Origin of the sequence: Ferdinandcohnia jepli, from assembly GCF_047246645.1 — a bacterium.
Classification (GTDB): Bacteria; Bacillota; Bacilli; order Bacillales; family Bacillaceae_L; genus Ferdinandcohnia.
Genome location: NZ_JBFOKR010000027.1, coordinates 13,794 through 35,690, shown reverse-complemented (window position 1 = coordinate 35,690; position 21,897 = coordinate 13,794). Strand labels below are relative to the sequence as shown.

Annotated in this window: 18 protein-coding genes; 10 read left to right on the top strand and 8 right to left on the bottom strand. The window is 32.9% G+C overall.

The genetic code is table 11. From position 1 onward, the window contains the following. Nucleotides 1-51 precede the first annotated feature (51 nt). Together AB3M96_RS21800 and AB3M96_RS21795 are read right to left on the bottom strand one after the other, a co-directional pair. Entirely contained in the window at nucleotides 52-1,251 is a 1,200-nt protein-coding gene (locus AB3M96_RS21800) for a site-specific integrase (protein ID WP_412969716.1), read from the bottom strand. A 29-nt stretch (nucleotides 1,252-1,280) separates the two neighbouring features. Further along, nucleotides 1,281-1,517 carry a helix-turn-helix domain-containing protein gene (locus AB3M96_RS21795; RefSeq protein WP_412969715.1) on the bottom strand — a complete coding sequence of 79 codons (237 nt, stop codon included), beginning with the start codon at nucleotides 1,515-1,517 and terminating at the stop codon, nucleotides 1,281-1,283. 202 nt (nucleotides 1,518-1,719) lie between these two features. On the opposite strand from AB3M96_RS21795, the gene AB3M96_RS21790 reads away from it, so the two are divergent. The 5 genes from AB3M96_RS21790 to AB3M96_RS21770 all read left to right on the top strand — a co-directional run bounded on the left by AB3M96_RS21790 (nucleotide 1,720) and on the right by AB3M96_RS21770 (nucleotide 9,258). Beyond that, nucleotides 1,720-3,237 (top strand): type I restriction-modification system subunit M, encoded by a 1,518-nt coding sequence (locus tag AB3M96_RS21790; protein WP_412969714.1) that lies wholly within the window; start codon nucleotides 1,720-1,722, stop codon nucleotides 3,235-3,237. A gap of 12 nt (nucleotides 3,238-3,249) precedes the next feature. Beyond that, nucleotides 3,250-4,425 (top strand): restriction endonuclease subunit S, encoded by a 1,176-nt coding sequence (locus AB3M96_RS21785; RefSeq protein ID WP_412969713.1) that lies wholly within the window; start codon nucleotides 3,250-3,252, stop codon nucleotides 4,423-4,425. Nucleotides 4,426-4,436: 11 nt separating this feature from the next. Then, nucleotides 4,437-7,592 (top strand): type I restriction endonuclease subunit R, encoded by a 3,156-nt coding sequence (locus AB3M96_RS21780; RefSeq protein WP_412969712.1) that lies wholly within the window; start codon nucleotides 4,437-4,439, stop codon nucleotides 7,590-7,592. Nucleotides 7,593-7,605: 13 nt separating this feature from the next. Next, complete coding sequence (locus AB3M96_RS21775) at nucleotides 7,606-8,319, top strand: M48 family metallopeptidase (protein ID WP_412969711.1); 714 nt, start codon at nucleotides 7,606-7,608, stop codon at nucleotides 8,317-8,319. 75 nt (nucleotides 8,320-8,394) lie between these two features. Further along, on the top strand, nucleotides 8,395-9,258 hold the full coding sequence (locus tag AB3M96_RS21770) for an HNH endonuclease (RefSeq protein WP_412969710.1): 864 nt from the start codon (nucleotides 8,395-8,397) through the stop codon (nucleotides 9,256-9,258). 278 nt (nucleotides 9,259-9,536) lie between these two features. Here the strand turns inward: AB3M96_RS21770 and AB3M96_RS21765 are convergent, their stop codons facing one another. The 4 genes from AB3M96_RS21765 to AB3M96_RS21750 are packed head-to-tail and all read right to left on the bottom strand — an operon-like array spanning nucleotide 9,537 to nucleotide 12,964. Next, complete coding sequence (locus AB3M96_RS21765; protein WP_412969709.1) at nucleotides 9,537-11,165, bottom strand: recombinase family protein; 1,629 nt, start codon at nucleotides 11,163-11,165, stop codon at nucleotides 9,537-9,539. Next, entirely contained in the window at nucleotides 11,149-12,579 is a 1,431-nt protein-coding gene (locus tag AB3M96_RS21760; RefSeq protein WP_412969708.1) for a recombinase family protein, read from the bottom strand. Before AB3M96_RS21760 ends, AB3M96_RS21765 begins: the two co-directional genes overlap by 17 nt. Nucleotides 12,580-12,588: 9 nt before the next feature. After that, nucleotides 12,589-12,759 carry a hypothetical protein gene (locus tag AB3M96_RS21755; RefSeq protein WP_412969707.1) on the bottom strand — a complete coding sequence of 57 codons (171 nt, stop codon included), beginning with the start codon at nucleotides 12,757-12,759 and terminating at the stop codon, nucleotides 12,589-12,591. A 58-nt stretch (nucleotides 12,760-12,817) separates the two neighbouring features. Further along, complete coding sequence (locus tag AB3M96_RS21750; RefSeq protein ID WP_412969706.1) at nucleotides 12,818-12,964, bottom strand: hypothetical protein; 147 nt, start codon at nucleotides 12,962-12,964, stop codon at nucleotides 12,818-12,820. Between the two features lie 590 nt (nucleotides 12,965-13,554). Here AB3M96_RS21750 and AB3M96_RS21745 point away from each other — a divergent pair. From AB3M96_RS21745 to AB3M96_RS21735, 3 genes are read left to right on the top strand one after another with little or no spacing between them, the layout of a single operon-like run. Next, complete coding sequence (locus AB3M96_RS21745) at nucleotides 13,555-13,764, top strand: hypothetical protein (RefSeq protein WP_412969705.1); 210 nt, start codon at nucleotides 13,555-13,557, stop codon at nucleotides 13,762-13,764. Between the two features lie 48 nt (nucleotides 13,765-13,812). Continuing rightward, nucleotides 13,813-14,505: a hypothetical protein gene (locus tag AB3M96_RS21740; RefSeq protein WP_412969704.1), complete on the top strand. Its 693-nt coding sequence runs from the start codon at nucleotides 13,813-13,815 to the stop codon at nucleotides 14,503-14,505. Nucleotides 14,506-14,511: 6 nt separating this feature from the next. Continuing rightward, nucleotides 14,512-14,748, top strand: a complete 237-nt coding sequence (locus tag AB3M96_RS21735) for a hypothetical protein (protein ID WP_412969703.1) — start codon at nucleotides 14,512-14,514, stop codon at nucleotides 14,746-14,748. A gap of 118 nt (nucleotides 14,749-14,866) precedes the next feature. Here AB3M96_RS21735 and AB3M96_RS21730 read toward each other — a convergent pair whose 3' ends face one another. Next, the gene (locus tag AB3M96_RS21730) at nucleotides 14,867-16,111 is read right to left on the bottom strand and encodes a hypothetical protein (protein ID WP_412969702.1); all 1,245 of its coding nucleotides are present in this window, start codon (nucleotides 16,109-16,111) and stop codon (nucleotides 14,867-14,869) included. Between the two features lie 332 nt (nucleotides 16,112-16,443). Here AB3M96_RS21730 and AB3M96_RS21725 point away from each other — a divergent pair, with 332 nt between their 5' ends. Further along, entirely contained in the window at nucleotides 16,444-18,372 is a 1,929-nt protein-coding gene (locus tag AB3M96_RS21725; protein WP_412969701.1) for an ATP-dependent nuclease, read from the top strand. Beyond that, nucleotides 18,365-20,287, top strand: a complete 1,923-nt coding sequence (locus AB3M96_RS21720; protein WP_412969700.1) for an ATP-dependent helicase — start codon at nucleotides 18,365-18,367, stop codon at nucleotides 20,285-20,287. The genes AB3M96_RS21725 and AB3M96_RS21720 overlap by 8 nt, the downstream gene beginning before the upstream one ends. 277 nt (nucleotides 20,288-20,564) lie before the next feature. On the opposite strand, the gene AB3M96_RS21715 is transcribed toward AB3M96_RS21720, so the two are convergent. Continuing rightward, nucleotides 20,565-21,419 carry a malate synthase gene (locus AB3M96_RS21715; protein WP_412969699.1) on the bottom strand — a complete coding sequence of 285 codons (855 nt, stop codon included), beginning with the start codon at nucleotides 21,417-21,419 and terminating at the stop codon, nucleotides 20,565-20,567. Nucleotides 21,420-21,897: the final 478 nt, after the last annotated feature.

The window sequence follows — 21,897 nt, the reverse complement described above, 5'->3', positions numbered from 1 at the left end:
ATGTAAGGGAAAGCGAAATGAATACATTTTGCTTTCAAAGTATAACTTTAATCACCTCTGTAATAACTTACTAAATTTATCACAAGCGGCTCTTTTCACTTCTGTTGTGAAATGAAGATATACTTTTCGAGTCACCTCTTCATCATAATGGCCTAACCGATCCATGATTTCTTCCAGAGTTGCCCCAGCTTGTGCGAGTAGGGATGTATGTGTATGGCGAAGTGAGTGTGGAGTAAGGCCTTTATTCAATTCTCCCAACTTGATTATTCTTGCCATCCTTGTTTCAACTAATTTGATCAAGACAGGATAGCCCGGATAAAGATTAAAGTTAGCAAAAATATACCCATAGTCAGAGTATCTGTCCCCAAAACGCCTAATTACTGCTTCCTGCTCTAATTTATGCTTTTTAAGTGCGTTAATTACAATTTCATCCACTGAAACAATACGACGTGACTTTAATGTTTTTGGTGGAACCAGTTGATAGTTCCGGGTATTATTTTTCTTGTTGTAGTACGTTTTTGTAATTCGGATTGTTTGTTTTTTAAAATCAATATCTTTCCATTGAAGTGCTACCAATTCTCCTACACGAATACCTGTATAGGCTAATGTAGTGAAAATGACTTCATCCATATATAGACCTTTTCCTTTAACGGTATCCAAAAACATCAGAAGCTCATTTTTTTCGAAGAAATTAGGAAGTTCTTCCACATCATCCTCAATGATGGTTTTTTGATCTTTTCTAATGTAAGCCTGCTCTGTTGGGTTTGTTTCAATAACCTTTTTACTAGTTGCAAAATTAAAGATCATTTTCCCAGTAGTATGAATACCTTCTAATGTATTTCTGGTTAGATTTTGACTCTTTAAAGTATGCAATGCTTCCTGATATATATCTTCAGTAATATCTTTTAGGTTTAGATGGGCAAAGAATGGCATTAATTTATTTATACTATAAAGTCTATTGTCTATGGTTCCGGGCTTTGGTGCATTTCTATCAATATAATATTCTAACCAGTCTTGAATAAAATCTTTAAATTTAATGTCTTTTTTAACTACAGACTTCCCTTCTTTTACCTCATCCAAGAAGGCGAATGCAGCCATTTGAGCCTCATGTTTGGTGCTGAAACCTCCCTTAGATTTCTGACGCCTTCTACCAGTTTTAGGGTTAATTCCATTGTCAACAACATATGTCCACTTGCAAGTACAATCATCCGCTTCGCACTTGCAGTCTCTTTTATAGTAATGACCTTTCATAATAATTCCTCTCTTTCTTTAAAATAAATTTAGCTGATGATCTTCCTATTTCTATTCTTCAATTGTGTAACCCACTGTCTAAAGTCTTCCTTTTCCACTCTCTTAGAAGCTCCAATTCGAAAATGAGGAATCCCACCCTTATCAACTTGTATTTGAAACAATTCATAAACTCTTCTTCTGGAAATACCAAGAAATTCTGAGATGTGCATTGCTGTCAGAGTATCGGGTAGAGATTCCCAAGTAGAATATTCTTTGGTTGTTTTCATTGTATATATCCTCCTCCAATCAAATTCTGAAACATGATACACGGTAAATCTTTTCATTCGAATAGCAATTTGAAAAATTGTTTTAAAAAAATGGAAGGAAATTAATGAGATTCACCTAATATGCTAGATAGTTTTAAAAAATCTACTGAGGAAATGTGATATATTGTAAGGTAAGACTGTTTTAATTGAAGGGATGAATTAAATGAGTAAGTTAACACTGCAAGAATTAGAAAAAACGTTATGGGATGCTGCGGACATTCTTCGTGGAGAATTGAATGCAGCTGTATATAAAGACTACATATTCGGATTAATGTTCTTAAAGCGTATGAACGATCAATTCTCAATTGAAAGAGAAACTAAAGAAAAAGAGTTTGTTTCGCAAGGAATGGATGCGGAAGAAGTTGAGGTGTTACTAGAAGAACCGACCATGTATGAAACGTTCTTCGTACCACCTGTTGCACGCTGGGACAAACTAAAGAATCTAACTTTAAATATTGGTCCGGAACTAGATAAAGCGTTTAAAGCAATTGAAGATGAGCCGAAAAACGCAGAATTGATAGGTGTTCTAACTACTGCTAACTATAATGACAAGGAACGTGTTCCAGATAAAAAGTTATCACAGCTATTGCTATTATTTGATAAGCACAATTTGGCATATGAAAATCTTGAGAATCCTGATGTACTAGGAGATGCTTACCAATATCTAATCAAGCAATTTGCAGATGATGGAGGTACTAAGGGTGGGGAATTCTATACCCCTCGTGAAGTTGTTAAAGTATTGGTAAATATATTAAAGCCACAAGAAGGAGATCGAATTTACGATCCAACAGTTGGTAGTGGTGGTATGTTAATTGAATCTATGCATTACATTAAAGAGAATGGTGGAAATGAACGAAATGTTTCCTTATTTGGACAGGAGATTAACCTCAGTACATGGGCAATTTGTAAAATGAATATGCTGTTTCACTTCGCTAGAGGGGCAGATATTCGTAAAGGTGATACAATCCGTACTCCGATGCATACAGAAGGTGGAGTATTAAAAACGTTTGATGTTATTTTAGCCAATCCGCCATTCTCACTTAAAAATTGGGGTGTTGAAGAAGCAGAAAATGATCCATATAATCGTTTCTCATACGGTGTTCCTCCGAAATCATATGGAGATTTAGGATTTGTATCCCATATGGTAGCGAGTTTGAATCAAAAAGGTAAATTAGGCACAGTTGTCCCACATGGAGTCTTATTTCGTGGGGGGGCAGAAGGGAAGATTCGTCAAGGATACTTAATAGATGATCTTGTTGAAGCAGTTATAGGTCTACCTTCGAATGTCTTTTATGGGACAACTATTCCTGCTGCTCTAATCATTATTAATAAAAACAAGCCTTTTGAACGCAGAAATAAAGTCTTGTTTATAGATGCTAGTCAAGAATTTATAAAGGATGGAAATAAGAATAAACTCCGTGAAGAAGATATAGAGAAAATTGTTGTTACATTTAATGAATTTATAGATATTGAAAAGTATGCTGCAATTGTGGATATAAATACTATTAAGGATAATGAATATAATTTAAATATTAGCCGGTATATAGATACTTCTGAGGAAGAGGAAGAAATTGATATTAGTGGTGTAATTAATGATTTGAAGGAAATTAAAAAGGAATTTTCTAAGACAGAAGCAAAGTTAAATAATTACTTACGAGAACTAGGTCTCGATGAAATATAGGGTGTGATTTTTATGGAATTAAAAGAGAATGAAGTTCCCCTAGAAGGTTGGCAAGAAAAAAGGATAGGGGATGTACTAGAAGTAAAGTATGGGAAGTCACAAAAAAATATCGAAGTAGATAATAGTGATATTCCAATATTGGGTACCGGAGGAATAATAGGATGGGCGAATAAACCTCTTTTTGATAAAGAGTCTGTTCTTATTGGAAGAAAAGGAACAATTGATAGACCGCAATATATGGATAGGCCCTTTTGGACAATAGATACACTTTTTTATACTGATATTGATACTAATTTAGTAGTGCCGAAATTTATGTACTATTTATTCCAAAATATAAACTGGTACAGATATAATGAAGCTACTGGAGTACCGAGTTTAAGTGCATCTAATATTAGTGCCGTTAAGTTTTACTGTCCCCCTCTTAATGAACAAAAGGAAATTGCAAATATCCTTTCAACATTTGATAGGCAAATAGAAGAAACAAATTTTTTAATTGAAAAAACTATAGTTTTAAAAAATGGACTAGTTCAAAAGTTAATGAAAGAAGGTATTGGGAACAAAGAGTTTAAAAAGACTGAAGTTGGTGATATTCCATTAGATTGGGAAGTAAGACTATTGAGTGATATAACAATTAAAATTGGAGATGGTATCCATTCAACTCCTGAATACTCTGAAAATGGAGATGTAGCATTTATTAATGGGAATAACTTAGTGAGTCATCGAATCGGCAAATTGGGAAATGCTAAAAGAATATCAAGGAGAGAGCTTGAAAAACATCCTAATCATTTAGTGAATGATTCAGTTTTAATATCAATCAATGGTACTATTGGAAATACAGCAATTTATAAAGGTGAACAAGTACTTCTTGGTAAGAGTGTTGCCTATATTAATGTAAATAAAGAAGAGGTTTCCGAATTATTTCTGATGTATGCATTGGAGTCTTATAGAGTTCAGAAGTATTTTCAGTCTGAATTAACAGGGACTACCATAAAAAATCTTTCATTAAAGACAATTAGAAATCTTAAATTACCTTTACCTAGTTTGGAAGAACAACAGAAGATTGCCTCGATTATTTTTGAGATAGATAATCAAATTAATCACTACTTAAATATTAAAAGCCAACTTCAAAATATGAAAAATGGCTTAGCAAAACAACTGTTAAAAGGTAAAATTCGAGTGAATATTTAGCGGGGGATATTATGGCTACTTATCTAGGAAATGAAGAGACGCTTGTTGAATTGCCAGCCATAGATTATCTACAAGACAAGCTACTATATAAGTTTATTCATGGGGAAATGTTAACTCCAGAAAAAAATGAACGTGAATCGTTGAATGAGGTAATACTCTTACATCGATTGGAAAATGCAATTAAACGGTTAAATCCATGGATTGATGAATCAAATTTAAATAAAGCAGTGCGTTTTTTATCAAGAGCAGAACAGCTCGGTACAAACTTGTTAGAGATTAATGAACGTATTTATGATGCTATTGTTAACTTAAACTATGCAGTTGACCAAGACATAGATGGGTCAGGCAAAAAGAGTTATCACACAGTGAAGTTTATTGATTGGACCAATGTTGAGAACAATGAGTTTTTAGTGACTAGGCAGTTTGTTATCCAAGGCCCAAACGAAAAAATTATCCCTGATATCATTATTTTCATAAATGGTATTCCAGTCGTTGTTTTGGAATGTAAGTCTCCTTTCTTAGAAAAAGGAAAAAATGAGAATATCGGCAAGAAGGCAGCCTTTGATCAATTACGAAGATACATGGATTTGAGAGATTCAGAGCGGATTGAAGGCGCACCTCGCTTATTTTACACCAATTTTTTTACTGGTATTTTAAATAAATATAGAGCTTATGTTGGAACGATTAGCTCTCAGTACACTCACTATGTTGAATGGAAAGATCCTTATCCATACAAAAAAGAGCAAATAGAAGACGTTGGAAATAACGGTCAAAATGTATTCCTTCAAGGGTTATTAGAGAAGCATAACTTATTAGATATTCTACAAAACTTCCTATTATTTGAGGTTGATACAACGTCTTCTAGAAAAATAAAGAAGATTAGCCGCTATCAACAATTTCGTGCTGTAAATAAAGCTCTTGATCGCTTAGTGTATGGACGAGATTCAGTTTCTCGTGGAGGTGTCATTTGGCATACACAAGGTTCAGGTAAATCACTCACTATGGTTCTTCTTGCTAGGAAGATAAGAAGATTACAAGAATTATCGGATGCAACTATCGTTGTTGTAACTGACCGTGTTGATTTAGATAAGCAGATTTTCCAAACATTCCTTAGAACCTTATCGACTATCACTACTCCAGTTCGAGCGGATAAAGTCAGTACCATGAAAGAACTACTATCAAATGCACAGCCGCAAATCATTATGACAACGATACACAAGTTTCAAAGTGACGAAGAAGAGCAGGAAGTGTTAAAAGATGCAACTCAACAAACTGGTTTGTATCTTGAAAAAGAGTTTCCTGTTCTTACCCTAAAATCAAATGTCATTGTCATGGCTGACGAGGCTCATCGCAGTCAATATAAAGGATATGCACGGAATATGCGTCATGCTTTACCCAATGCAGCGTTTATAGGTTTTACAGGCACACCGATTGAAAAAGAAGACAAGTCAACACCTCGGACTTTTGGGTCCTATATTGATAAATATGGTATTCAAGAAGCTGTAAATGATGGTGCCACCGTACGTATTGTTTATGAAGGAAGAAGGCCAGACCTTCAAGTAAAGGCTGACACATTAGAACAATTATTTGATCAAGCTTTTGATGACAGAACAGATGAAGAAAAAGAAGCCATTAAACAAAAATATGCTAATAAGAAAGCTATCGTCGAGGCAGATGAAAGAATTGATGATATTGCCAAGGATATGCTTCAGCATTACAAGGAATATATATATCCGAACGGTTTTAAAGCGCAAATAGTATGTGTTTCTCGTGAAGCAGTAGTTAAGTACTACAATGCATTGAATAAACACATGAAAGATATCATGGGTGAGGAATTAGAGGTTAAAGTAATCTTTTCAGGGAATCTAAATGATCCTCCTCACTTGAAAGAGCATTTTACAACGAAGGCTGAACAGGAAGATATCATTAATAAATTTACGAAGCCCATTTCCGAGAATAAATTGTGCTTTATTATAGTCAAAGATATGTTACTAACAGGATTTGATGCTCCTATTGAACAAGTGATGTACTTAGATAGGCCGTTAAAGGAGCATAATCTATTACAAGCTATTGCCCGTGTGAACCGGACATTTGGGGATAAGAAGAAATGTGGCTATGTCGTAGATTACTATGGTATTTCAAATCATCTTGAGGAAGCTTTAAAGATATTTGATAAAGAAGACTTGGGCGAACCAATGGAATCTTTAGATGGAGTTCATAAACAAATGCTTTCTTATCGTGAAGCGGTTATGGGAATGTTTAAGGGAATTGAAAAGGATAATCTTGACCAATTAGTTAAGCAATTAGAACCTGAAGATAAAAGAGCTGAATTCGAACTTGCTTATAAGCGCTTTGCTGGAACAATGGAACAACTAATGCCCGGTCATGTCTCAACTGAAAATACAAATGATTTGAAATGGCTTTCTTACATCCGAGCTGCTACAAAGGCTAGATTTGAACCAGAAACAAAGCTAGATATAGCTGATTGTGGGGAAAAGGTTCGGAAAATCATAAATGAACACTTAACATCCCAAGGTGTTCAACAGTGGATAAAGCCAATTACTCTTTTTGATCAAGATTACCAAACGAAGCTCGAAACTCTAAAGTCAGACGAGGCTATTGCTTCTAGTATGGAACACGCTGTAAAACATGTAATAAGTGTAAAGATGGACGACAATCCAGTGTATTACACCTCTTTATTAGAAAAACTCCAGCAGATTCTTGATGAAACTAGGAACAATTGGGAAGAGAGAAAGAAGCAATTGGAAGAATTTATTAATAAGGATATTAAAACAGGTGAGACTGAAGAAGCAGAAGCACTTGGATTATCAAGAAAAGAATTTGCATTTTTTGAAGTAATTAAGAAGCATCTTCTTGACCCTGAAGAGGTATCCAAAGCGGGTCATGCAAAAGAGGCATCTGAATTATACATTAGCCAAGATATTATTGACCTTTCAAAAGAAATGGCCCAAAATGTGGCTGATATTGTTGCTAATACATGGGTAATTGATTGGACAACTAATCCATCTAAGACAGCAGACATTGAACGTTCCATCTTTATGATGTTAACAACAAAGTATTTCAAGCAAATAAAACTTGAAGTAAGAAAGCAATTAGTCGGCCCTCTTCTACAACTAGCGAAAAAACACTTTGCAACAAGAGAATAAGAGGTTGAAAATAATGATTCGTTCTATTGAATATGGTACAAAAACAATTGAATACTCAGTAGAATTTCGTGAACGAAAATCGTTGGAAATTAGTGTAGAGGCGCCGAACATTGTTAGTGTTGTAGCCCCACTAAATACTCCAGAGGAAATAATTGAACAAAAAGTAAAAAAGAAGGCACAGTGGATTGTACAAAAGTTATTTCTGTTTAAGGATATGGAATTCCAAAAGATTAACAGAGAACTAGTAAATGGAGAGTCCTTTATGTATATGGGGCGCAATTACTCATTACAAATTATAATTGATGAGAGTATAAAGGAACCTTCTGTAAAACTCTATCAAGGTAAATTTCTTATTACCACTCCTACAAAGAGTCAAGAACCATTAAGAATATCATTAGAAAAATGGTATAGAGAGAAAACCCTAGAGAAAGTAACAGAAAAAGTTAATTACTTTCAGCATTTCTTTAAGAAAAAACCTAATGATATAAAAGTGAAGGAACAACAAAAGCGCTGGGCGAGCTGCACTTCTAAGAACGAACTTTTGTTTAATTGGCGTTGTGCAATGGCACCGTCTCATGTGATTGATTACATCGTTGTTCATGAGATGTGTCACATGTATCATATGAATCACTCACAAGATTTTTGGGACTTGCTCTCATCTGTTATGCCAGATTATGAGAGACGGAAAGAATGGTTGAAAAATTTTGGGGTTAGGATGGATTTGTAAAAGTTGGGGCTATCATGAGTATTGATAGCCCTACTTTCATATATGAAATCTTTTTAAGGAGAAAGGGTGATTTCTATGGAAATTACAATGAATCTATCTGAAATACTATTATATTTAGATCTTATGAAAAAGAAGAAGAAAAGACCTTCAATACAAGATCTTAATGTAATGGTTTATTTTTTAGAAGATTATGACCAAGTTAAGATGTTTTACAATAAATTAAATGAACACAATTTTAACCCACCTTTCAAATTTTTTAACGGCACATTGATACACTTTATTGAAGACTATGAAGACTGTAAGATTTTAAAAGACAAGATATTACAAAAAACTCGCCGTAGATATCGTGTTCTATTTATTCAACAGATATTATTATCAAACTCCAAAGAAGAGGCTCTAAAGATAATTAAAGAAGCAAAAGATTATGGAATAGATCTGACGGAATCATGGGCCAGTAATTATGATTCTTTATGGAAGATAAAGAGGGATCAAGAATATTGGAGAGAAAATTACAGGCCTTATATATTGAAACATGTGCTAAGTCTAATTGATGAATTTCAAGAAATGAAAAGTGAGTATTTTGAGAAAATGTCATTAAAGGAACTAAAGGAAGTGGCTAATCAGCAGCCAAATAAGTTCAATAAACATAAAGTATTAAAATCTACATCCTATAATAGAAACATCTACATAAAAGAATTTGCAAGAAGAGTTTCGCAAGGGATTTGCCAATTGTGTGATAAGGAAGCCCCCTTTAAAGATAAATATGGAGTTCCATTCTTAGAGGTTCACCATATTAACTATTTATCTAAAGGAGGAAGCGATACAATCGATAATGTTGTTGCGTTGTGTCCTAATTGTCATAGGAAAATTCACCAATTGGAATTAAATGAAGATATGGAAAAAATCAAAGTGAAAGCCTTAAATAATTTATCTTTATAAATCAGATGCTCTTAAAGGTATTGAGTATAATACTTCGGCAAAGTGGGCATAAAGATAATAACCCTTTCGGTAATATAAGCATCGACGTATCGCTCGATAAGTACTTTGCCGAATATATACCGGTGAAAAGCCTTGATATCAAGGGGTTTACTCGATTCTACATTCATAGTATAAGACGAAACCATTAAATGTTTCGGTTATGTGAGCAGTAGTATCAAGTTTTCTTCGGTAAAGTAAGTACTATGAGATATAAAAAAACTGCTGTTTTAAAACAGCAGCTAGGCGGATTCGTCATCAAGAGAATTTATCATATTTTCTATATCTACAAATGGTGTGAGGCGATATCCGATTGTTGTTTGATTATTAGCGTCAAAGTTTATCGAGATTTTTTCGACTGCTAGCAGTAATAGTGAGCGCTGCTCTTCAAACGTGTAAGATGAAATATCTTGTTTAAATCTGCCTAATAATTCGTATAGCATATTGTCTTTGAGTTGGTAATCAACTTCTTCTTTAACAGTAAGGTATTGTTGTTTCTGAGTTTCAATAGCCACTAATTGTAATTCAAAGCTCTCTTTTAATTCAGGATAATATTTGTGATCTTCTTTGAGCATACTTAAATCGTATTTTAAAGTTTCTAGTTTTTTTCTCGAATTTGAAAGCTTTGCATTCAAAGTACTCTTCCAAACATGAAGAATCTTTTTTGCTTTATCTAAATAATGCTTTAGTTCTCTGGTCCAACGGGATGAAAAATCGCTTATAATAATCTGGTGTAAATCTTCCATTTTGATTTTATTCTTGCATTCTGGACAACGATAATAATTATATTTTTTTGTTGATTTAGCAGGAGTAGCATTCTTGGCAACTAGCCTTTTTCCACAGGTTTCGCAAAAAACAATGTGACGCAATATAAATGGACTATTCATTCGGTCTTTGTCTTGTTTAAATTCACGAAAAAATCGAGTGATGTTCCATAAATTTGGTCCTATGAGAGCATCGTGATGATTTTTAAAAAATTCGATCTCATTCATCGGTTTCTTTTTGCTTATATGATAACTTGTTCGAGCGAACCATGCTAAATCCCCAATATACCAATAATTGGACAGAATGTACCGAATACTTGAATCTGACCATCCTTTTGCATCAACGGACGGTGGAGGGATTGAAGCTTTATCTAATAACTTAGCAATTTTCTTATCACTATAACCAAAGCTATATAGGTAAAAAATGAAAATTACTAAAACCGAGTACTCATTTGGTTCAATTTCATCATCTTTTAACGTCGTCTTATCATACCCGAACGGGTTACGTGAGCCGGGGCGTTGTGGATTATGAGAGTCCTTAATAACACTTTTATGATAATCGTAGCCCCTTTGAGATTTATTAACGACCTCTTCATGTGCATACGCAAGTTTAGCTTGAACATATGGGTTATTTTCGTCCCATTCACCATCTATTTGAGTTGAGTACACAATAAAATTTGGTCGTGCTGACTTAATTGGTCCAAGGATATTTAGGACAAAATCCTCGATTAACCTTGTTACTCGGGATTCTTCATAAAAAATTACTGCTGTAACATTTGAATTGCTTAAAACATAGTGTTTCATGTTAAGCATGATTTTACGTTTTTGTGCGGGTGTGTGATAGGCAGAGGTTGCTTCATCAATAAATAACACTACAACTTGATAGCCCTCTAATTTTGCTCTAGAAATTATCACTGACTCTTGTATTTCAAGTGAATGCCCTAGCGTTTGGCTATCATCTGACCACCGCACATAGCCAGTCATTACTTTTATCGGGTCCTTATAGATGTTACATGGCAAATTGACTGGCTCATATTTTGGACGTGGACGATCTGTAACTAAGAACATATCATTAACGAGGTAAACGTGTTTATGCTCGAAGCTCATAAGAATCACCTTTATCAAAGTACTTACCAAATGTTACATGGTAAATGAGTGAAGTATTATTGACTTCGATTTTTGAAAAGAACAAATTGCATATATAATACAAATCGTACTCTTGTATTTCCATGAGCATACTTTCTTTAATCATTCCAATATGGTCATTTATCCCTTTACGGGCCTCCTCAATTTTAATAATAGCAATGTGAATTTCTTTGATGTTTTCTTTTAGTTTTCTAGAAGATTGTATTAATTTATCCAACTTTGTATTTGATTGGGCTGAAAAGTTGGTAGTCAACTCTTTGTGAACGTTGTTTAATTGCCGGTTTATAATTATGAGATTTTGTTCAAATTCATTCTGGAGCTGCCTTAAATAAACCAGTAAATCAATTTTTAATTTATCAATAGATATTGAGTCAAGTACATCTTTTAAGTGACTACTAATTAAGTTGTTAAAAACATCAACAGGTACTACAATTTTTGGATGTTTATTTTTGCAGACATAATAACTGCTTTTTCCTAACTCTGATGATCTAAAGGTCATCACTTTTTTACATATGCTACAGTGAGGAATGATGATACCATGACTACTTGCTAGGGAAATGGCATTAAATATCTCATTTTTTAACCTTTTCAATATTGATTGGGTAGCTTGGAAATCATCAAGTGAAATTATTGGCTGAACATGGTGAAGCTTTTCATATCCATATGGTGTTTCCATCTGTCCCGCATAAAAAGGATTCTGCAAATACCTTAGTAAATCATCATAGTTTTTATTTTTAAGAATTTTTTTATAGGATAAAAGAATTTTAAACAAACTTTCGGCATTTTCCACTTGTTTAATGGCAAGAAGAAATGCCTTTAGATCCTTTTCAACTTTACCATCTGGCACGTATTTCGTGTCCTTCTTTTTACCAATTTTTTTAAACCCGAAGATTTTAGATGGGTATTGTTTATTCGTATCACCCCGTCTTCCGATGATACTCTGTCCTTCAGCTTGCGCAAAAATACCATACAAAGCTTCGATAGAAAGCTTTTTTGAAAATGGCGGTTGTTTAGTTGAGGTGAAAATTACATTTACATCGTATTGATAGAACTCTTTTACAAGCGCTACATATTCATAAAAGTTTCGAGCTAACCTATCACGACTATAAACAATAATGGTTTTAATTAATCCTTGTTTTAACAGTAATCGGAGCTCCTGCAAAGCAGGACGCTCATCCATTGAAAGTTTGTTCGCAGATACGTCATTGTCTTTTAACCAAATAACAGATTCCTTTTCGTAGTTATGATTATTTACATAAGCTTCTGCTAACAGAATTTGTTTTTGAATATCCTGATTAGCAGAACTCACGCGACTATAGACGATAACAAATTCATCATACAATTTCTTTGCATCAATATATTGTGGTATTTCCATAATAATAACTTACTCCTTTTCAATAATTTGTTTGCTGCTTATCAGCAGCAGCCCCTTCATTTTGGGATCTAAATCCAACTGTTCAATTAACATTTTCTCAATTAAACGTTTAAGAAAATAATAGGATTCTGGTTGTAATTCTTCATTAAACGTCACCTTGACTACTGGTTTACGTGACATAAACATACCTCCCATCAGCAATTACTTAAAATCATTGACGGGAGTGAAGAAATTTATACTAGTTGCTGTTTTTACTAATATCTATATCTAGTTGCAACTGGTAAGTATCTTCCTGTGTTTTATTCTTATCATTTGGTACGATCATAATCTTTGTCTCAATGTTTGGTACTTTTAGTTCTTGAAGTAATTTGAGAAGATTTTGCATGGTCACCCCTCCTTGGTTTGGCGTAGTAATGATTAAAACGCTCTATAGTAGCCTTGGAAACGCCTATTTCTTCACAACAATCTAATACTTTATTAATCCACTGAGGATCTAATCTTTTCCGTTTCCTTTCTTCCATTCGAAAACCTCCGAGATAAACAAAAAAGTCCGCAGGACATGGTTATCTAAATAGATAACATCATGTAACCAGCGGACTTCGCTTATTTGGTTATTTATTAAATTTTTGAATTAACCGGTTAATCAGGAATCATTATATCTTGGGATTTCTCTCATTTTAATAACAGACATGGTAATAAGAAAAAATTTTTTGAAAGAAAAAGAAGAAATGCACATAGGCACTTCTTCTTTCCTTTGACATACAAATTGCACTAACAACTCTATAATGTTCAATTTTAAAAAATGTTATACCTACTATCTCAAAAAAATAAAAACCCAAAGGCCTTATGTATATTATTATTTTTTACTGGATAATATTGTTAGCGGATAAAAGAAAGGAAATATCAATTAATCTTGAGTGTTAAAAGAAGCCTTGCAAGGCTAGGAAATATAATGAATAGAAGGAGTGTACTTTAATGAAATTTGTGTTTTTTAATGACACCGGTAGGTTAGTAAAAATTCATCCTGCAACTTTCCATGGATGTATTACTAAAAAAAAGCCAATCCAACATTTAGAGGAAAGAGAGTTTATTTTACCAGAAGGAACTTATGCATGGACTAAGATGTGGGATTATGAGGAGTTTGGCTTGAGCATATTAGTAACGCCGATGGTTGACAAAAAATAAGGAAAATCTAATCGACTATTTAGTTTAGTAGAGTTAAGGTGAGAAATAGTGGGAACGTATATTAATCTATCAATAGTACCTAGTAGAATATCTAATATTGAATGGGAGCAAGTTTATGATGAAAGTTTAAAGTTAGTAAATGCCTTTCCTTTTGCAGACGTTGTAAAACGAGAATACTTTGGACCGCAGTTTTCTGATTCAGAAGTAATCAGAGCTATTGCCCGGACATGGCTCTGCTTACAAAGAGAAAAATTCTCCTTTTTAGATGCATTCTCCAAAGTTTCTGGTCATCCGGAAGTGATGGAGTGGCAATTTGGTACAGTAGTGATGGATATGATGTTTACCGGGTGGGAGATAAAAACATATATCCCATTAACCGAGGTTGCGAAAAATTTAGAGTCTTTTTTAACTAATACAGCAAGTGAAATCGAAACGATGTTAAAACAGGAAATTACCAAGATTGAAGATCAATTATTAGCCTTTCATAATCAAATCCGTCCAGCTCTTGAAATTAAGGAAGCTTCCACTGAAGACAAAATGTATTTAGCTGATGAAAATGCTTATCTATACTATGACGGCAGCACGATTGTATTAACTGACGAACAAGAGTTTACTTTAAAAGCAATTGCCTACAGTATTAAAAAAGTCTTAGATCAAGATGGAGAAGGAGGATTAATGCAATATCTCTCGTTACCTATACAGAAATTAAAGTTGATTGTGGCTGCTTTTGTTAATGAATAATATAATATGATTTTTTTTACGGAGCAAGCGTGGGAGTGGATTGAAGAGGTAGATGATCCTTTTTACGTTAAAATTCTATTAGTAAAATTAATAATTGATGATGCGAATAATCTGAATCACGTTAAATCTCATTCGGATATTAGAAAATCAATGTTCGAGAATAAAATGATTACGCAGAGGGTTGCTCAGTATATGGGAGATGAGCTGATAATGGATGGATTCCGATATAATCATTCAAATTAAAAATATCAATGGAGATTTAATGAGGTACTTAACCTAAGATGACATAACACAATATTCAGTGCTATATCATCTCGGGTGTTTTTTGATAAGAGCATTAATTATTCTATTTATTAAAGAATTATAAATTGTTGAATCTTTCCTTAATAATTTGAGCGCAGAAAGTATTGAAACGTTCTACATGATTCTTTGGACTATATTTTCTAAATGAATTTATATCTTCATGTTTCCCGCCAATATAAAGTATTAGTGAGAAAAGTAATAATTGATAATCAAAAAAAACACCACTATAACTTGTCCAGTAAATATTCTTTCTTTCTTCCAAAATTTTATATAATTTTTTATAGAGTAAAAAAGGCTTATCATTTTTAAAATCAAACCAATCAGTACTCAACGTATGTTTACTTTCAAAATCAAATGAATTTGGATCATCATAACTTTGTTCCTTTAAAGATTCATACAAAGCTAGAGACAAACGATTAAAAAAGTTACTCAAAAAGTCTGAGACCCTAACACATGGATCATATTGGGAATCAATTTCTATAGCAGTTTTAAAGCCTATGCGCTTGGCCGCTCTTAAAACTTTCCCAGTCCCTTCCTTATCAATGACAAGATTAATCCTATTAGGGTTAATTTTCAGCTCCTCTAATAGTAGATTAAAGCCGTCAAAAATTACATTATAATTCCACTCGAATTTCTCTTGTGGGGTTGGATTAATTTCGGCATTATTTAGGATATATAACAATTCTTTAAGTGCCGGTAATTCATGTATTTTTCGTTTTATGTTTACTGTTTTACCAATTACATCCTGCATCATACTCTTTAACTCAAAGATGAATTCTTCAGTGGATAAGAGTTCACTAGAAAATATCTTTTTTAATAATGCCTCTCTTCTATAATTAAATAGAAACTTAATAATTGAATATATAAAAGCAGGTTTATTTATTATCAATTGTTTCGGAAAAATTATATTATTAAAGTAACTAGTGATTAAAAACTCAGTCTTGCTGTAGAGATTTATATGTAACATTACATTGCTATCGATTAGATCAAAAAAACGATTATAAATTTCAATTGTGTTTTTATTAAAAGAGCTTATTCCATATTTGAAATTAGACTTACTGATATTTGTTCCTTTTAGCTCTTGATCCTTGGATAAGCCCAGAACCTTTTTTCCGAAGCTTTCAAAATTTAAATATCTGGATCTATAGTCATCTTCGGTTTGACTGTTTAATCCCCAAAGGACTCCAACGAATAAATCGTTGTTCCCATCCATATAAATATTAATTCCTTTTTCAGTATTGGTTACTTTTCTATCATGAGATGATTCATCAAAAAAGAAGCTATATATTTTTTGATCCTGCAAATAACTCACCCATTCTGTATAATATATTCCATTTCGTTCAATTATTGTTATAATTTTTATTCTTCCTAAACTCCATTTAATTCAAAGTTTATTTCCCTTTCTATAATTATAGCAATTTTTCCTCTTCAGTTAACCCGTCCATTCTTATCTTTATGAGAATATTATTATTGTCAAGCGCTGCCTTGGGTAGGGTATGCAACGCAAAAATTTATAGATTGGTTTTCAGGGTATTTTTGGTAAAATAGTTATAAGAATTGTCGAATTATAAATACAAATTAGGGATTTTAGAGTTATATTTTTAACCGAAATCAATGGTGAAGGGAGTGTTTAGAATGTTTTTAAAAGAGGTAAGAATAAAGAATTTCAGAAGTTTAAAAGAGATTAGGGTTCCACTATCAAAAAATACGATTTTAATTGGTGAGAACAATTCAGGAAAAACAGCATTTCTTGATGCTATTAAATTAGGACTGGGTAGATCAAACAAAAGGGTTTCACCCTTTAATGAATATGACTACTATGTAAATGATGAGAAAGGTGAACCAAAAAGTTCTGATGGAATAACTATAGAATTTATATTTAGGGAAGAAAAGCCTAACCAGTGGCCTGAAAAAATACCTCAGATATTAGGTGAAATTGTACAACCTATAATGTGGGAGGAAGATGAAGAAGAAGCAATAAACCAGATTTGGTTGAGGGTAAATTCTAAATATGATGAAGGTCAAAAAGATTTTATAATAGAAACAGACTTTCTTAATACTGAAGGAGAATCACTTTCTGCTAAAGCCTCGAATAGTAAATATAATGATTTTCTTCAACTAACGCCAGTCTTCTATTTGCAAGCTTTACGCGATATCCATGATACATTTAGTTCAAACTCTCCATTTTGGGGGAGATTTTTGAAAAAGGTAAATATCCCTGATGGAAAGTTGCAGAACATTCAAGATAGTCTTTCTAAAATTAATGAAGAAATAATAAAAAGTGATTCAAATATAGAGGAAATGATAAACTCTCTAGAAAATATTCACAAAGTATTGTCATTAAATGATAAAGAGGTTGTGTCAATAAATGCGTTGCCTTTAAAAACATGGGATATACTTTCAAAGTCACAAGTTGTAATGAAAGGGAAAGGAAGTAATGTTAATTTTCCTCTTGATAGGCATGGACAAGGTACTCAAAGCCTAGCAACCTTATTTTTATTTCAAGCATATATTGATGTTTTATTAAAAACTACTTTTGAGCAAGAAACGGAAGCAATACTAACTTTAGAAGAACCAGAGGCACATCTTCACCCTCAAGCAAGTCGATCTTTAGCATCTAAAATAAATCAAATTGATTGCCAAAAAATTATTTCAACACATTCTCCGTATTTTGTTCAGAATATGAATTTAATGGACCTAAGATTATTTAGAAAAACAGGATCTGAAACTTTTGTTCACTTACTAATAGATAAAGCTGAAGCTAGAGTGGAAGGAAAGGAAAGTTTACTTAAATTTATTAAAGCTAAAGGTAATAAATTTTCTTTTAATGAGACTACTAATACACTAGTAGCTTTTGAGCCAATAAGTGAACAAGAATCCAGAGGTTTATATGGTATGTATAAGGGCACTGAATTCGCTGAAGTAATTGACAATTTGATTGTTAAATCTCAATTAATCCTTACAAAAGAAGAGAAGAATGACTTGTTTACGTTTGTCCAGAGGACAAGAGGTGAATTGTTTTTTGCTAGAGGTTGGTTATTAGCAGAAGGACAGACTGAGTATATACTGTTACAGTATTTTTCAGAGATATTAGACCTTCCACTTGATGATTATGGTATAAGCATAATTGATTATCAAAACAATGGTTCTCCGGGTGCATTTATTAAATTAGCTAAATTACTTGATTTTCCATGGCTTTTACTTTCAGATAATGATGATCAAGGAGAAAGTACATTGTCTCAAATTGAAAAAATTGGATACAGAAAAGAAGAAATAGAACAACTTGTTTCAATGCTCCCTCAAAAAGATTTTGAAACGTATTTAGCATATCAAGGTTTTACTGAGGAATATAAGGCTATTGCAATAGAAAACGGTTATAATATTAGTGAAGATGCATTGGGAATTTTAGATAAAGATGAATTAGCTGAAATTATTAAGAAAGACAAAGTGGGAAACGCAAATAGATTAGTAGAAATATTAAAAGAAAGAAATTGCAATAGTGAAAGAGTACCTAAACTTATAAAGGACATGATAGAAAGGTGTGTGAGTATTTCAAATGAATGATCCATTTAAAACAGAGCTGTCCAAATTAACTCCTGTTCAAATGCAAGCTGTTAATTGGAATGAAGGACCATTAGTAGTCATAGCTGGACCGGGATCGGGGAAAACAAGAGTACTCACCTATAGAATTGCACGGATACTTAAAGAATCAATAAATGAGAACTTCAGGATATTAGGGTTGACATTTACTAATAAAGCAGCGGATGAAATGCGAGTTAGATTAAATGAATTAGTACCTGATATGAATAAAAGATTGTATTTAGGAACGTTTCATAGCTTTTGCGCAGAAGTATTACGTAATCATGGTTCTCATGTAGGGGTTAATCCGAATTTTACCATTTATTCTGATTCAAAGGATTTAGATGAGATTATTAAGGATGTAAAAATGGAATTAGAAAGTAATGAAGAGATAGGTTCGATTGGGACCACAAACCTCTTACCGGTTATACAATATCTTCAAAAGAACCTAATTGAGTCTGGTGCACCCTTAGATAAATTAATAACTAATCATAACTTGAGAAATGCAGTTGAAAAAATATATACAGGGTATATAAATAAATTAAATTCATTGAACGCTTTAGATTTTGAGTCTTTAATATTTCGAACGTATCTTTTATTCAAAAAATACCCTTTTATTGCGAATCACTACCGGAAAATTTATTCGTATATAAATATTGATGAATTTCAGGATACTAATTATGCACAATTTCAAATGATTAAACAACTAACTAAAAGCAAATATAGAAACCTATTTATTGTAGCGGATGATGACCAATTAATTTATCAGTGGAATGGTGCAAGTAACAAGCGCATACATGAGTTTAAAGAGGAATATGAAGCGGATATCATTCAATTACCTGATAATTTCAGATGCCCTTCAACCGTTGTTACGTTAGCCAATAACCTTATCGCTCATAATAAAGGTCGGTTAGATAATAAAAAGCCACTTCATGCTATGAAGGAAATTGAGGATAATTCTGAAGTAATACGCTTAAAAAGCTTCCTTTCATTTGATGATGAAATGCAGTGGATCGTTAAAGATTTAGAATCAAGAGTTAGTCGTGAAAATAGCTCAACATATGCTGTCATTGCACGTTCTAATAAGTTATTGTTAAAGATTTATGAAGAGTTAAAGAAAAAGGACATACCGACGGTCATTTCTAAGAGGAAGAATGAATTTGAAAGTCCACAGATATCTTGGATGCATAGTCTTCTTCGTTTGGCAAATAAAAGGAATGATAAGAAGTTTCTAAATGAAGTAATAAACACTTTTGAGTATTTCACCAAATTTGAAATAGATATTGAAGAGGTAATAGCGTGGAGTGAAGCTAGAGATGGTGATTATTTAAAGGGATACTATAATCGTATTACTTCTCTAGATCTTAGTAGTACTTATTTACAATCATTAAATCTAAACCTTATTGAAGGGAAAAGTTTTATTACTTTTATAGAAGATACTCTTCAATGGTTAAATACAGATATATATATTAATCAAATGGAAGAAGAACATAAAGAATTATTTTATGATGAGTTTGAAGTTTGGAAACAATTAATGTCAAGCTTTTATTATAAATACGGATATAATAATGTAACGCTTAGTACGTTTTTACAGGAGCTTGATTTGTCATCTAAACAAAAAGAACCAGATGTTGGTTACGTACAGTGTTTAACTATCCATTCAGCTAAAGGTAAAGAGTTTGATCACGTATATCTCTTGGGGCTAGTAGAGGATGAACTACCCTCATTTGCAAGTAAGAAAAAAGGGGAAATTAGTATTGAAATGGAGGAAGAAAGACGAAATTGTTTTGTCGCAATAACTCGTACTCTCTCTACGCTTACATTAACATATGCGAATAGATACAATGGATGGACAAAGCAACCTTCAAGATTTTTATATGAAATGGGTATTTTAGAATAAAAATATAATACATCAACAATAATGCTAACATTTTGCTAACGCAATCCCATAAAAAACGGTAAATCCCCGTTAAAGATGTTACAACCAGTAATATCCAAAACGTTGATTTACCGCGTTTTTCGCACCTCTTGTTAACGATATTACACACTCAAAGCTTACGGGCGGCATGATGTAATAAACATCATAAAGCCTTGATATATCAAGATTTAAAGGTCACGAGCATGCTCGTGACCTTTTTTGTTTTATAATATTTTTGTTAAGTACTCGAACCTTTTGTCTATATACGTAACAATGCACCATTATTCTCTGGTAGATCTTCTTTACTTATCTGATTCATAATACAGAAATGTTCAAAAAAGTTCTGTGCCAGTTTTTGTTCCGTTGTGTCTTTTTTCAGAGAAGCAATATCAAGCAAAATTTGTGCTACCCAGATATTATCCAAATAGCGGTATTTACCTGTATTCCAAGTCATCCTGTTAGGGGATTTTTCGTTTACGTAATATTTCCAAAAGAGCATCTCATTAGATTCCTGTTCAGTTAGTTGTAATCTGTACTCTGAATGAGCAGGAACATATCCATTTTCGCAAACCTTACCGATAAACTGTTCTTTTACCATGTAGACGCCTAAGATACGTCTATCCTGTTCAGGCATATCTGTATCTCTAGTTGTTAATAAGCAAACGCTATTTTTGTATAAACGTGTAGGTTTATTTGGCTTTCCTTTGTTAGTACCGCTATTTATTACACCGGTGAAAACTTGCCATTCTGTAAAGACTTTATTCTGATCTTCGTCGTCACACCAATAGACCATTTGTGATTGCGGGTGAAGTTTATGGTTTTTCATAAGCTTATCGTGTTCCATGCGAAGTTGCTGTTCTCTTCTTCGTTGTTTCTTTTCTTCTTCTTTTTCCAATTCTTCTTTCTCTAACTCCATTTGCTTTTCATGTATAACCTTATTAAGTGATTGTGCAATTCTTTTATCATGCAGTGTTAAGTGTTTTCCAAATGCATCGGGATAAACAAACCTTTTCTTCTCATTTTCGAAATGAATTTCTATGATAGACTCATCATGTTTCACAACACTACCCTCACCAAAATGCTTGTGTGTTACTTCCATATTTATTAGATTCACTACTATTGTCCTCCTTGTTTACTGAAGTTGGTTCAATTTTTCAAATCTACTTGTAGGGTCTGCTTTATTACTAGTGACAAATTTGTTCCTTTCGAGAAGAACGCTCGTTTGATTTTAACGCTTGATACTGCTCGATAATTAAAAGGAGGTTGAAAAAAATGGCTCAAAAGAAATCAACAGCTAATGCTGCTCAAAATGTTGCAGAACTATTGTTTGAAGTCGAGATTATTAGTTCCTTTCTCCTTTCACGTTTGTAGCCTTGCTGGGAAACTACTACAATGATTAGGACTACTTGTATTAATAACTTCCTCTTTCGTCAGTTTCTTCAACTTTGAGGAATGGATATAAAAAAACGCATCCAAATTCTATCTGTAGAAATTTACATAAGAACTTGAATGCGGGCTTCGAAAAATTAACTATAATAGTACAGTACCATATATTCAGAAAAATAACAAATTTTATATTGACAGGTTAATTT